The 15,441-nt window shown below is 69.4% G+C and carries 2 protein-coding genes; one reads left to right on the forward strand and one right to left on the reverse strand.

Annotation, left to right across the window (positions count from 1 at the left end):
* Nucleotides 1-13: 13 nt before the first annotated feature.
* Entirely contained in the window at nucleotides 14-730 is a 717-nt protein-coding gene (locus QM841_RS23815) for a M50 family metallopeptidase (RefSeq protein WP_280780458.1), read from the forward strand.
* On the opposite strand, the gene QM841_RS23820 is transcribed toward QM841_RS23815, so the two are convergent.
* Nucleotides 665-15,373, reverse strand: a complete 14,709-nt coding sequence (locus tag QM841_RS23820; protein WP_283333819.1) for a non-ribosomal peptide synthetase — start codon at nucleotides 15,371-15,373, stop codon at nucleotides 665-667. The two genes, QM841_RS23815 and QM841_RS23820, sit on opposite strands and share 66 nt — an antisense overlap.
* Nucleotides 15,374-15,441 lie beyond the last annotated feature (68 nt).

Below are 15,441 nucleotides of genomic sequence, written 5' to 3' on the forward strand. Positions count from 1 at the left end.
ACACTCGGCGCCGATGAATGGAATTCAATCGCTGTGGGAGCGCATGAGCGCCGTCAGCCCCGCGCCGGCTCCCTGGATCGTTCAGGTCACGGCGGTGGTGGCGGTGATACTCGTCCTCGAACCGCACGCCTGGCGAGTCACCCGCAACGTGGTGACCATCGTGCACGAGGGCGCGCATCTGGTGGTCGCCCTGCTGTTCGGTCGAACGCTGAAGGGGGTGCGGCTGCACTCGGACACGTCGGGTGTCGCCATCTCGTCCGGCAAACCGACCGGGCTCGGTGTGGTCCTCATGACGTTCGCCGGCTACGTGGGTCCTGCCGTTCTGGGGCTCGGTGCGGCCTGGGTGCTGGGCACCCAGCACGCGGTCGCGGTGCTGTGGATCGGTGTCGTCGCTCTTGCGGCCATGCTGATCCTCGTCCGAAACCTGTACGGGTTGTTCTCCCTGACGGTGGTCGGGGCGCTGCTGTTCGGACTCGTGTGGTTCGGGACGCAGGACCAGCAGGTGGCCGCGGCGTATCTGATCACCCTGTTCATGCTCGTCGCCGCGCCGCGTCCGGTCCTCGAACTGCAGCGGCAACGCGCCCGCGGCGCAGCACCGGAGTCGGATGCGGATCAGCTGGCGCGGCTCACCCGCGTTCCCGGCATCGTCTGGGTGGGTCTGTCCCTACTCGTGACGCTGAGCTGCCTCGCACTGGGTGGCTGGTGGATTCTCCGTCCCGTCGGTGGCTGAGGCGCCCGCCAGGTATTCGGCCAGGATCGGTCCGATGACGGCCAGCGCCTCCGGGTCGGTCATCCGGGTGTGTGGGCGGTCGACGGTGTGTGCGATGACGTCCCCATCGATCCACGGCCGCCACGTCGCGCTCGCCGGAGTGGGCTGGGATCCGTTCCTGGCAGCGCCGAAGAACGCCAGGTCGCCGTCGAAGTGTCCCGGTACGAAGTCGGCGGCAGCGTCGACGACGTCGACGTAGTCCTCGTACAACCGGGTCAGCTGCTCCGGCCCGAGGTGCTCCGACGCCCCGCCGCCGAATTCCGTGAGCAGTTCCGGCAGCGTCGGTGCCGGGGTGTCCCGCTCCGCCGCCGCGTAGCTGTCGATCATCGCGAGCACACGCACCTCCTCGCCGAGCGAGCGCAACTCGACGGCCATCGCGTGCGCGATCACGCCGCCCACCGAGTACCCGAGCAGGTGATACGGCCCCCGCGGCTGCACACGGTGAATCTCCTCCACATATCGATGGGCCCGCTGCGTGATCGACGAAAACCGTTCGCCGGGCATGGTCACGGCGGGCGACTGCACCCCCCAGACGGGGCGGTCGGGGCCGAGATGCGCACTCAATCCCGCATAGCACCAGGCCAACCCGATGGCCGGATGGATGCAGAACAGCGGCTCCCGTCCACCGTCCGGGTGCAGCGGCAGCAACACCCCGAGTCCGGCGGAAGCGTCGGAGGCCGCCGCGAAACTCGACGAGATTCGCGCGGCGATGCTCTCCGCGGTCGCGTCGGCGAAGAACCATTCGAGGCGGACCTCGACCCGAGTCGTGGCGTGCAGCCGTGACGCCGCCCTGGTCGCGGACAGCGAGTTGCCGCCCAGTTCGAAGAAATTGTCGTCCAGCCCCACCAGACCCGTGCCGAGAACGTCCGCGAACACCGCGGTGACCAGTTTCTCGGTGCGGGTCGTCGGGGGACGGAACCGCTGCGCCCGCGGCACCCCCGGATCCGGAAGCGCCCGTCGATCCAGCTTGCCGTGGGGTGTGGACGGTAGCGCCTCCAGCACCACGACCTGGTTAGGCACCATGTAGCGAGGCAGCCGCTGTGCCAGTTCCGCCGACACGTCACGGGTGTCCACCACCATGTCCGGACGCGGCACCACGTAGCCGACCAGCCGGGCCCCCGTGCCGGCTGATTCGTACACGGCCGCCGCGGACTGCGCGACGGCAGCATGGCTTCGCAGCGCCGTCTCGATCTCCTCCAGTTCGACGCGCTGACCGCGGATCTTCACCTGGAGATCGCGCCGGCCGAGATAGTCGATCGTCCCGTCTCTGCGGCGACTCACCACGTCGCCGGTCCGGTACATCCGCTGACCGGGCGGTCCCCACGGATTGGCGGGGAATCGGGCGGCTGTCACCCCCGGCTGCCCGAGATAGCCGCGCGCCAACTGGGCACCGGCGAGGTAGAGCTCACCCGGAACGCCGACGGGCACCGGATGCAGCCGCGAATCCAGCGCGAGCACGCCGACGCCGTTCTGCGGCACACCGATCGGGACGGTCGCGGCCTCCGTGCCGACGACCGTGCGGGTCACAGCGACCGCCGTCTCGGTCGGGCCGTACTCGTTGTACAGCACGGCATCCGGGCACCGCGCGTGGAAACTGTGTGCCGTGCCGGGCGGCAGGACCTCCCCGCCACAGGACACCTGCCGCAGTGACGTGAGGTCCGCGTCGGGGATCGCGAGGATCTCGGCCAGCATCAGGGGAAGGAAGTATCCCGCGGTCACCCGGTGCCGTCCGATCAGCTCGGCGAGATGCCGCGGGTCGCGGTGGCCGTCCGGTCGAGCGATCACCAGCCGCGCACCGGCGATCAGCGGCCACCAGAATTCGCGGACCGAGGCGTCGAACGTGTACTGCAATTTGAGCATCACCGTGTCGTCCGCGCCGAGCGGGTCGGTGTCCTGACGCCAACTCAGGAAGCTCACGACGGCCGCATGGGTCACGACGACCCCCTTCGGGGTGCCCGTCGATCCCGACGTGTGGATCACGTACGCGGGGTTCTGCGCCCGCAGGGGAGCGATCCGGTCCAGGTCGGAGATCGGCGACGGATCGACGCCGGACAGGTCCAGTCGGTCGATGACGACGAGCTGTGTCTCCGCGGGCAGGACGTCGGAGAGGTCGAACCGATCGCGCTCGGTGGTGAGGACGACACGCGCGGCCGACGACCGGATGACCTGGGCATTGCGCTGCGCGGGCTGATCGGGGTCGATCGGCACGTACGCCCCACCCGCTTTCGCGACGGCATACATTCCGACGAGGAGGTCGACCGAGCGGCGAATCGCCAGTCCCACCATGGACTCCGGGCCGACGCCGGCGCCGATCAGGTGGCGGGCCAGGCGATTCACGTGCTCGTCGAGTTCACGGTAGGTGAGCGCACGATCTCCGGAGACGAGTGCGGTCGCGTCAGGTGAACCGGCGACCTGCCGCTCGGACAGATCGACGAGAGTCTCGCCGGAGGACGGCGCGGCGGTGGGGACGTCCGGGTCCGGATCGAGGAGGGCGAGGTCGCCGACGGACGTATCCGGTTGTGCGACGGCCTCGCTCAACATCCGGATGAACCGTTCGCCGATGTCCGCGACGGTGTGGTGGTCGAACAGGTCGGTGGCGTACGTGAACACCGCCGCACGCCGGGTGCGTTCCGTCGACGGGTCCGGATCGACGGTCACGGTGAGTTGCAGGTCGAATCGGGCCGACCGGGTAGGGGGAGTCATCGCCGACACCCGCAGTCCGGGCAGGGTGAGCGGGGTGTGGTCGAGGTTCTGGAACGCCAGGGCCACCTGAAACAGTGGATTGCGTGCACGTGACCGGGCGGGATCGAGCACCTCGACCACGGTTTCGAACGGAACGGTGGAGTGCGCGAACGCGTCCAGGTCGACCTCTCGCACGCGGCCGAGCAGGTCCGCGAAGCTTTCCGCGGGAATCACGTCGGTGCGCAGGACCAGGTTGTTGACGAACATGCCCACCAGGTCGTCGAGGGCTTGATCCCCGCGTCCCGCGACGGGAGTGCCGATCACGATGTCGGTGGATCCGCTGAGCCTCGCGAGCAACACCGCGAATACCGCGTGCACGACCATGAACGGGGTGACGGCAATGGCCGTAGCGGTGTGCTCGACCGCGCGATAGAGCACGTCGTCGAGCGCGAATTCGACTGTTCCGCCGCGGTGCGACGCAATGGCGGGATGCGGCCGGTCTGCAGGGAGGGGCAGCTGTTCCGGCGCACCCGACAACGTGTCCTTCCAGTACGACAGTTGCTGGGCGGCAACGGACTGCGGGTCGTCGCGGTCGCCCAGCAACTCGTGCTGCCACAGGGTGTAATCCGTGTACTGGACCGGTAACTCGGGCCACCGCGGTGCCTCGCCCGAGACCCGCGCCGCGTAGGCGGTCATCACGTCGCGGACGAGCACCGGCACCGAGAACCCGTCCGTGCTGATGTGATGGACCATGACGGCGAGCACCCATTCGTCGGGGGCCGGGGCGAACAGCCGGGCACGGATCGGCGGTTCGGCGTCCAGGGCGAAACCCTTCGACGCGAACGTCGCAACCCGCGCGGCGACGTCACCGCGGGACACGGGTATCGGTCGGAGTGTGGGAGCGGCCCGCGACACCGGGATCAACTGCTGGTAGGCCACGCCGTCACTGTCGGGATACACGGTGCGCAGCGGTTCGTGACGGCCCACCACGTCCGCGACGGCCGCGGTGAGCGCGGCGACGTCGAGTGCCCCGGTCAGCCGCAACGCCATCGGGATGGTGTATTCGGGGGAGCCGGGTGCGAGGCGGGCGAGGAACCACAGGCGTTGCTGCGCAGGCGACAGCGGCACGCGGGCCGGGCGCGGACGCACGGTGAGTGCGACGTGCGTCGCGCCGTCGGTCTGCTCGGTGACAGATGCCGCGAGCGCCGAGACGGTCGGCGTGTCGAACACCGCGCGCACCGGCACCGTCGTGTGCAGTGCGGCACCGATCCGGGACGCGGCGCGCGTGGCGGACAGGGAACTGCCGCCCACGGCGAAGAAGTTGGCCTCACGACCCACGAGGTCGAGTCCGAGCACCTCGGCGAACACTGTGGCCACCACCCGTTCGGCGGGCGTGTGCGGGGCCTCGAATTCGGTCGCCGGAGGGACGGGGTCGGGCAGCGCCGAGCGGTCCAGTTTCCCGTTCACGGTGAGCGGGACGGCGTCCACCACGACCACGATCGCGGGCACCAGCGTCGTCGGCAGACGCGTCGCCGCGTAGCGGATCAGCTGATCCGGATCGACCGTCTCGTTCCGTGCCGGGATCACGTACGACACGAGTGCGTCGACGCTGTCCCGCAGTTCACGCACATCCGTCGCCGCGAATCGCACGGTCGAATGGGTGAGAAGGGTGGCGTCGATCTCGCCGAGTTCGATTCGGACGCCGCGCAGTTCGATCTGCGAGTCGTTGCGGTGCAGATACTCGATCGACCCGTCGCGACGCCACCGACCCACATCGCCCGTCCGATACATCCGCTCCCCGGAGGTGCCGAACGGGGAGGCGACGAAGCGCGCGGCGGTCAGCGCGGGCCTTCGATGATAGCCGCGGGCGACGCCCGGACCGCAGATGTAGAGTTCGCCGGCCACTCCCGTCGGAACCGGATGCAGACGCGAATCCAGCAGGAGTACGGTGGCGCCGCGGACCGGACGGCCGATGGTGACCGGCCTGCCGGCCGCCAGGGGATCACTGATACTCGCCATGACCGTCGTCTCGGTCGGGCCGTATCCGTTGAACATCTGCTCCTGCGCCGCCCACACCGCCACGAGTTCCGGTGGGCAGGGTTCGCCGCCCACCACGACGACCCGGAGGTCGTGCAGGCCGCGCGGGTCGACCGTCGCCAGCACCGTCGGCGTGGTGAACACGTGGCTGACCCGCTCGCGGGCCAGCAGGTCCGTGAGCGGGTCGTCGGCCTGGACCGTCGGTGGTGCGAGCACCATGCAGGCGCCCGCACCGAGCGCGAGCAGTATCTCCAGCACCGAGCCGTCGAAGCTGGGCGACGACGCGTGCAGGGTGCGCGACGACGCCGTCACCGAATACCGCTCCCGTTGTTCCGCCGTGAAGTCGGCGAGACCGGTGTGGGTCACCACCACTCCCTTGGGATTTCCCGTCGAACCGGATGTGTAGATCACGTACGCGGGGTGGCGCGCATCGAGCGGCCGAGCACGGTCGGCATCGGTGACCGGGGCCGAAGAGTAGCCGCGACATTCTGTTCGGAAGTCCGGGTCGTCGAGCAACAGCCAGTCCGCACCGTCCGACAGGGCCTCGCGGTCTGCGGCGGTGGTCAGCCCGAGGGCGGCGCCGGAGTCGTCCATCAGGTACCGGACCCGCGCGGCGGGGTAGTGCGGGTCGACGGGCACGAACGCGGCACCCGTCTTCGCGACCGCCCACACGGAGACGACGGACAGGACCGAGCGCGGCACCCCGAGGGCCACGAGAGCCTCGGGTCCCACCCCGCGCCGCATCAGGGCGCGGGCGAGCCGATTCGATTCGGCGTCGAGTTCGCGATACGTCATCGACCGGCCGTCCGCCGTCAGCGCCGATTCCCCCGGATTCTGCCGGGCGGCAGCGGACATCAGGTCGGGCAGGGTGCGCTGAGGCACCGAAGGCGGTCCGTGATGCTGCGCCTGCTGTTCCGCGACGTCCCGCACGTCGATGTCGCCGATCACGGCGGACGGGTGTGCGAGCGCGGCCCGCAGAAGGCGCTGGAACCGGTCCGCGACTCCCGAGACCGTGTCGTCGTCGAACAGATCGGTGGCGTAGGTGAAAACGCACGATATCGGTCCCGGGGCGCCTGCGTCGTCCACTGATTCGGTGACCGTGAGCTGGAGGTCGAATTTCGCGGTGTGCGTCTCGATCTCGACGATGTCGGCGGAGATCTCCGGCAGGTCGATCACGACCGGCGCCGTGTTGTGATAGGCGAGCGCCAGCTGGAACAGCGGATTACGACTGCGGGACCGAGCGGGCGCGACCGCCTGCACAACCTCCTCGAACGAGACGTCCGCATGGGCGTACGCGGCCAGATCGACGTCCCGCACGCGGCCGATCATGTCGGCGAACGTGGTGTGCAGCGGGACGTCTGTCCGGAGCACCAGTGTATTGACGAACATCCCGACGAGATCGTCGAGTGCGCGGGGCCCGCGACCCGCGATCGGCGTGCCGACGACGATGTCCGACGTGTCGCCGAGTCTGGCCGCGAGGACGGCCAGCGCCGCATGCACCACCATGAACGGAGTGGCGTCGTGAGTACGCGCGAGAGCACGAATCCGCCGATGAATCTCGGCGTCGAGAATGAACTCGATGCTCGCGCCCCGGTGCGTCGTGACGGGCGGGCGCGCACGGTCGAACGGCAGGGGGAGCAGTTCGGGCAACCCGGACAGGGTCTGCGTCCAATACGCCAGTCCGCGCTGCCCGTCCTGCAGTTCACGCTGCCAGAGGGCGTAGTCGGCGTAGCGGACGGGAAGGGGCGTCCAGACCGGCGAGTTGCCCTGCGCCCGGGCGCGATATGCGGCCATCACATCCCGGGCGAGCGGTCCCAGCGAGAACCCGTCCGCACTGATGTGATGGACGACGAGGGCCAGCACCCATTCGTCGGCGCTCACCGCGAGAAGTTCGGTGCGAACCGGGGGTTCGGCGGTGAGGTCGAATCCGGGCGACAACAGGCCGCGGACCCGGCCGATCGGGTCCGTCGTCGTCCGCACCGTGCACGGCGGCACCGCGGAGGTGGGGAGAACATGCTGGCAGGGGACCCCGTCGTGCTCGGGATAGACGGTGCGCAGGGGTTCGTGCCGTTCGATCACGTCACCCACCGCCGCACACAGAGCCGATTCGTCGAGCGTGCCGGTGAGGCGGAGCACGACGGGAATGCTGTCGGTCGCCGAGCGTCCGTCGAGCCGGTTCAGGAACCACAGTCGCTGCTGTGCCAGGGACAGCGGCACGTGGGCGGTCGGGGCGCGGGGGACCAGGGGCGCCCGCCCGGCGTGGTGCGTTCGCTTCGCGAGATACTCCGACAGGTCCGCGACCGTCGGGTGGTCGAACAGTGCGCGGACGTCGACGGAGATTCCCAGCGCCGCTCCGACGCGGGCGACGGCTTGCGCCGCGGTCAGCGAGTTTCCGCCCGCCGCAAAGAAGTTGTCGTGCCTGCCCACCCCGCCGGTGCCGGTGACCTCCGCGAACACGAACGCGACCACGTCCTCGGTGGGGGTGACGGGCGGGTCGAAAGAGGAGGTCGCGGAGGCCGGTTCCGGTAGGGCGGCGCGATCCAGCTTTCCGCTGGTGGTGAGTGGCAGTGCCGCGAGCGGGACGACGGCGGAGGGAATCATGTAGTCCGGGAGCAGACCGGCGAGACGGTCGACGATCCGACGCTCATCCGGCGGCACACCGTCCGCGGCTACGACATAGGCGATCAGCCGATCTCCCGCTTCCGCGTCACGGTGCACCGTGACCGCCGCGTGGGTCACAGCCGGGTCGGACGTGAGCGCGGACTCGATCTCGCCGGGTTCGATGCGCTGGCCGCGGAGTTTGATCTGGAAGTCGGTGCGCCCGAGATACTCGAGCCGGCCCGACTGATTCCACCGCACCACGTCGCCGGTGCGGTACATCCGTCCACCGGTTCCGCCGAAGGGATCGGCGACGAAGCGTTCGGCGGTCAGGTCGGGGTGTCCGGCATACCCGCGCGCCAAGTACGCACCGGCAAGGTACAACTCGCCCCTTGTCCCGATCGGCGCCGGCCGGAGCCGGCTGTCGAGTACATACGTACGTATGTTGGAAATGGGACGGCCGATGGCGACCGCGGTGCCGAACTCGTTGCCGTCGACCGACTCCGAGGTCGCCGCCGCCGCCTCGCACGGGCCGTACCAGTTGTACAGCGCGGCGGGAATGCGTCCCTCGAATCGCGATGCCGTCGCCGCGGACAGGGGTTCACCCGCCGAGTACACGCGGCGCAGCGGGGCGAGTTCCCGCGGCCCGCACTGCTCCAGAAAGGCGTCGAGCATCGACGGCACGACATGGAGAGTCGTGATCGACTCCCGCGCGACGATCCGTGCGAGGTAGCGGGGATCGCGGTGACCGTCGGGTGCGGCGATCACCACCCGTGCACCGGTGTGCAAGGGCCACAGCAGTTCCCACGCGGAAATGTCGAACGTGAGAGGCGTCTTGTGCAATACCGCATCGGAACCGTCGAGCGGTGTCAGCGTCTGCGCCCAGCGGAACTGGTTCACCATCATCTCGTGGGTCACCGTCACGCCCTTGGGCCGGCCCGTGGAACCTGACGTGTAGATGACGTACGCGGCGTTCGCCGGATGCAGCGGTGCGCGTCGCTCGGAATCCGTGATAGATCGGGGGTCGTACCCGGTGACGTCCAACAGGTCGAGATCCACGCCGGCGACTCCGTTCGGGACCGTGCGATTGCGGGAATCGGACGTGAGGACCAGCGCGGGTGCGGCCGAGTCGATGACGAGTGCCGTTCGTCCGAGTGGGTGCTCGGGGTCCATCGGCAGGTAGGCGCCGCCGGCTTTCAGTACCGCGTGCAGCGCCACGAGAAGCTGGATCGAGCGGGGTACCGCGACACCGACGACGGTTTCCGGTCCGATTCCCTTCGCGACGAGATACCGGGCGAGTCGATTCACCCGTGCGTCGAACTCCGCGTACGTCAGTCGATCCGGGCCGAAGACCACCGCGACGGCCTCCGGGGAACGCTCGGCCTGCGCGTCGAACAGGTCCACCAGGGTCTGCGAGGGTACCGGTGCGTCCGTCGCGTTCCAGGTGCGCAGCACCCGCTCGCGCTCCTGATCGCCGAGGAGGTCGAGCCTGCCGAGGACGACGTGCGGATCCCCGTTGATGCACTCGAGGACGCGCCCGACGCGGGCGAGCAGGGCTTTCTCGTCGTACCGATGTGACCGGCACTTCGCCGTCAACCGGAGGGTCCGGGCGACTGTCACCGCCAGCGTCACGGCGTAGTGCGACGCATCGTGTGCGCGGACCTCGTCCAGTGTGAGTCCGTCGACGGGTTCCGGCAGCGCGGTGCGGTCCACGGGGTACGACTCGAACGCGACCAGCGTGTCGAACAGCGGCGCCACGCCGACTGCTTGCTGGATGTCCGCCAGGCCCAGATGGTGATGGTCCAGGAGGCGCACATGGTCGGCCTGTAGGCGGGTGAGCAGCATGGCGGTGTCGGTATCGGGGACCAGCGGGATCCGCACGGGCACGGTGTTGACGAACAATCCCACCGCACTCTCCACCCCGGCGACGTCCGCGGGCCTGCCGGAGACGGTCGCGCCGATCACGACGTCGTCCCGGGCGGTCGCCTGCCCGAGAACGATTCCCCAGGCCGCCTGCACGATCGTGCTCAGCGTGACGCCGAGCTCGGTCGCTCGCGCGGTCAGCTTTCGGGTGTCCTCCTCGCTCAGCTCCAGCACCGCCTCGGACGTGGTGGGGGTGGGTTCGGCCGACGCGGCGGGCTCGGTGATGCCGTCGAGAGCCGCGACCCACGCCCGCGCCGAGGCCTCGGTGTCCTTCGTCGCCAGCCATTCCAGGTAGTCGCGGTACGGGCTCGAATCCGGCGGCTCGGTGCGGACATCGTCGCGTTGGTAGGCGGTGAAGAGTTCGCGCACCAGCAACGGCATGGACCAGCCGTCCAGCACGATGTGGTGGGCGGTGATCGCCAGGTCGACGCGGTTCGGCCCCCGCGACAGCAGGGTGAACCGAATCAGCGGTGGGGCAGACATGTCGAAGCGGGTGGTGCGGTCGTCGCGCAGGACCTCGGGATCCTCTGTGACGTCCGTGAGGTCGACGTGCCGCCACCGCAGCGGCACGTCGTCGAGCACGAGTTGCACCGGGACGCCGCGACTGTCGCGCACGAATGCGGTGCGCAGGTTCGCGTGCCCCGCAAGGACGGCGCCGCATGCGCGCCGGAGCCGATCCTGATCGAGGTGTCCGGACAGGGTCAGGATCACCTGCATCGCATACGGATCGGCATCCGTACCCGCGAGTGCCGCGTGGAACAGCAGGCCCGACTGCAACGGCGTCAGCGGCCACACGTCGAGCAGACCCGGATGGTCCCGCTCCCACTCGTCGATGTCGTTGCGGTCCACGGCGACGAGCGGCAGATCGGACGGGGTGAGCCCACCGGCGCGCGGAGACCGCGCCACCGCGGCGAGCGCTGTCAGCGCCTGCTCCCACAGATCGCCCAGCGCCCGCACGTCCTCGGGCGCAATCGCACCCGCCGGGTATGCGAAGGTGGCGTCGAGGACACCGCGGGCGGTGAACGCGGTGATGTCGATCAGCGCGGTGACCGGCATCGACGGTTCCGCCGACGAGAACACGGCGGTGTCGTCCCGCACGGGGCGCCAATCATGTTCTGTCTCCGCGGTATCGAGCCGGCCGAGGTAGTTGAAGGCGACCTGGCCGAGGTCGTCCCCCGGATACCGCAACAGCCCGTAGCCGATGCCCTTGTCGGGCACCGCACGCAACTGTTCCTTGACCAACTTGATCGCGGTGCTTGCAGCAGGGCCGCCCGCGAACGCCTCGTCCAGATCGACGTCCCCGAGGTCGAGGCGAATCGGGAAGATACTGGTGAACCACCCGACGGTGCGGGAAAGGTCGGCGCCGGGGAGCACCGCTTCCTCGCGGCCGTGCCCCTCGAGCCGGATCACCGGCGCGGTGGCCGGTCGTCCCCGCCGGCGCTGCCACTGCGCGAGGGCGAGGGTGAGCGCGGTGAGCAGTGCGTCGTTGACCTCACAGCGGAAGGCGGCCGGGAGGCCGGTGAGCAACGAGTGCGTGACGTCCGCAGACACTTCCGTGTGGACCCGCTCCACGGTGGAATTCACGTCACGCCGCGTGTCGAGGGGGCGGGTGCCGAGCGGCGAATCCTCGTACGCGGTCATCTCACGCCAGAACGGCAGCTCGGACCTGCGGCCCGGCCGCTGCGCCTCCTCGATCAGGCCGTGCGACCACCGGCGCAGGGAGGTGCCGATCGGTGCCAGGGTAGGCGATATCCCCGCCTCCACCTGCGCCCACGCTGCCGCGAGATCGCCGATCAGGATTCGCCACGAGACCCCGTCGATCACCAGGTGATGGGCGACGAGGAGGAGCCGCCCGCGGCGCGTGGTGTCTTCCGGTCCGGGATCGAGCCAGACGCACTGCACCATCACGCCCGCAGCAGGATTCAACCGGCGGACTGCGGCCTCGTGTTCGTCCCGCGTACGCTGCGCCGGGTCGGCGTGGTCGGGCAGCGGGACCCGCAGGATCGTGCCCGCCGGCAGCGGTGCGCCTGCCGGGCTCACGGTGAGGAACGCCGTCCCGTCCGAGCCGCGCACGAGGCGCGCCCGCAGTGCGTCGTGCCGATCGACGACGGCGCCGATCACACTGTCCAGCGTGTCGGGATATACAGCGCGTGGCAGTTCCACCGCCACTGCCTGTGCGTACCGGTCGATGACGCCCGCCCGGTCGAGGAGAAATCGGGCCGCCGGGGTGAGCGGCATGTCGCCGACCCCGCCGCCCGGCAGTTCCGCGAGGACCGGTCTGTCGAGGTCGCTCCCCGCGACGTGGCCGAGACGGGAGATCGTGCGCTGCTCGAAAACGTCGCGCGGAGTGAACGAAATTCCCGCACTCCTCGCCCGGGAGGCCAATTGGATCGCCATGATGCTGTCGCCGCCGAGCGCGAAGAACGACTCGTCCACACCGAAATCGGACGTCCCGAGAACGTCGGCGTACAGGCCATGGAGTGTGCGTTCGCGCTCACTGCCGGGGGCGGTCCGGGAACGGGACGGGAGGCTGTGCTCGGGGAGGGCAGTGCGGTCCAGCTTGCCGGACGGGGTCAACGGAATGTCGGGGAGCACGACGACGGCGGCCGGCACCAGATGCGGTGGCAGTTCGGCGGTGAGGAACGACAGCAGCTCCTGCTCGGCCAGGGTGTCGGCGCCCACCACATACGACACGAGCTGATCGCCGGCCGTCTGCGAGCGAATCACGGTGACGGCGAATCGAACCGCCGGATGCCGGCGGAGTGTCGCGTCGATCTCGCCGGGCTCGACGCGTAGACCCCGGAGGTTCACCTGTTCGTCGCTGCGTCCGAGGTACTCGAGTTCGTGGTCCCGGGTCCAGCGGACCGTGTCGCCGGTGCGGTACATGCGGGTGCCCGCTGGTCCGTACGGGTCGGCGACGAACCGTTCCGACGTCTGCCGAACCCTGCGGTGGTACCCGCGGGCCAGGGCGGTCCCCGCGACGTACAGCTCGCCGACCACACCGGCGGGGACCGGGCGGAGCCGGTGGTCGAGGACCACGGCCCTCGTTCCGTGGATCGGCCGGCCGATGGTGACCGGTCCGGACTCGGCGAGAGGCGCGCTGACGGTCGCCATGACGGTAGTCTCCGCCGGACCGTACGCGTCGATTATCCGGCATCGGGATGCCCACCGAGACAACAGTTCCGGCGGACACTTCTCACCCGCGACGACGAGTGTGCGCAGGCCTCCGACCTCCCCGGGGTCCATCGACGCCAGGACCGACGGGGTGATCACCGCGTGGGTGACGCGTTCGGTGGTCATCAGCCGTGCGAGAGGGGATCCACCGAACACTGCGGGTGAGGCGATGACGAGCGCAGCACCGGGGCCGAAGGCCATCAGCATCTCGAAGACGGAGGCGTCGAAGCTCGGTGATGCGACATGCAGAACCCTTGCCGCGCTGTCGAGGTCGAGTCGGGTGCGCTGCGCGGAGACCAGATTGGCGATCCCGCGGTGGGTGACCACGACTCCCTTGGGAACTCCGGTGGATCCGGATGTGTAGATGAGGTAGGCGGCGTCGTCGAGTCGCGTTGTCGGCGTGGGCACATCGTCGGCGGTCGAGCCGCCCGACTCGTCGAGCAGTAGCCACTCGGTGCTGTCCGGCAGCGTGTTCGTGTATTCGACGGACGTCAACCCAACTGCCGCGTGGGAGTCGTCGAGCATGTGCCGAACACGGGCGACCGGGTAGGTCGGATCCACCGGCAGGAATGCCGCCCCCGTCTTCGCGACGGCCCAGACCGCACAGACGTAGTCGGAGGACCGCGGCAAAGCCACCGCGACGATGTCGCCGGACCCGACGCCGAATCGTGCCAGCGTCGCAGCGATCCGATCCGATCGCCCGTCGAGTTCGCGGTAGGTGATCTCGCGGCCGGCGCTGACGACGGCGGTCGCGTCCGGATGCTGCGCGGCGGAGGCGCGAAACACGTGGGCGAGCGTGACGGGCACGCTGTCGGGCGGTCCGGGGAAGGGGACCAGTGCCGCGGTTTCGTTCTCCGTGAGGACCGGGAGTTCACCGATCGGGTGGGCGGCATCGGCGTCGAGGAAGTGCCGGAAGTACCGCAGGAATCTCGTATGGTGCCCCTCGAGCTCGTCCTGCGAATACAGTCTCGGGTTCGCCTTGAAATCGAGGTGCACACGTCCTCGGGGACCGTACCGGTACAGATTCACCAGGAGGTCTTCGATCGGACCCGAAGACAGCACATGCAATTGGCTGCGTAGCGAACCGAGTTCCAACTCTTCGGGGAACAGCATGATGTTGACGGCGGGGCCGAACAGTCGCGGCCCGGACAGTGCGCTTCCCAGGTCTGCGCGAATGTCCTCGTGCCGGTACCGCTGATGCCGCAGGGCGCCCGACATCACGAGGCGCGTGCGGGACACCAGATCGCCGACAGTCCCTGTCCCCGCGGACGTGATGCGCAGCGGCACCACGTTGGACACCATTCCGCCGGACCGGCGCAGCGCCGCCGTCGTGCGTGCCGACACCGGCAGGCTGAGCGTGACGTCGTCCTCGCCGGTCATTCGCGCCAGATAGCCCGCGACCGCACAGACGGTGAGCGTCGCAGGATTGACGCCGTGCGCTGCCGCGCTCTTCTCGAGTTGATCGACGACCTCGGTGGTCAACGTTGCGCCGACGTGCCGGGAACCGGCGGTCGGCGGCGCGGAGCCGCGCGCGAGGGTGCTCGCGTGGGTGACACCACGCATCGTTTCTGTCCAGTAGTCCCGGTCGGATTCCCGGCGGGCGGAGGTGCGGTAGTCGGTCTCGAGTTCGTGGATGCGCCGCAGACCGACCGGACTGCTCGCGGGTGGTGGCAGTCCGTGCACCGCGGCGGTGTAGAGCGCGGCGATCCGGTAGAGCATCGTGACGGACCCGAAACCGTCCATCGCGATGTGGTGGGCGCGCGAATACCAGAAGTAATGGTCGTGTCCGACGTGGAGAAGGAACGAGACGGTCAGACGGTCACGCTGGATGTCGATCGGATCGGCGGTCTCGGTGCGCATCCACGCGTGCGCCGACGCCTCCGGGTCCGGCGTGTCCCGGAAGTCGAGGTAGCCGACGGAGGCGTCCAGGCTCGGGTCCACCCATTGCAGCGGTTGCCCGTCGATCTCGGAGACCTTCAGGAAAAACGACTCGAACTCGGCGGCCGCGCGGACACACGCGTCTGTGAGGGCGCTCCGGTCCAGGTCGCCGTGGATGTCGACGTACTGGGCGACCGACACCGGAACCGCGGGATCGACGTGCTGCGCGAGCCACATCCCCGCTTGCGCGGGTGACAGGGGGAACGCGCGCGCCGACGAGTCTCCGGGACCAACCGAGGTCGGTGAACTCATGCTGACTTCTCTCACGCATACGTCCCCGCACGACGCTGCTTGCTGGGGTGCCTCCATTCAGGAGTCTG

Source organism: Rhodococcus sp. IEGM 1307 (assembly GCF_030056915.1).
Taxonomy (GTDB): Bacteria; Actinomycetota; Actinomycetes; order Mycobacteriales; family Mycobacteriaceae; genus Rhodococcus_F; species Rhodococcus_F opacus_D.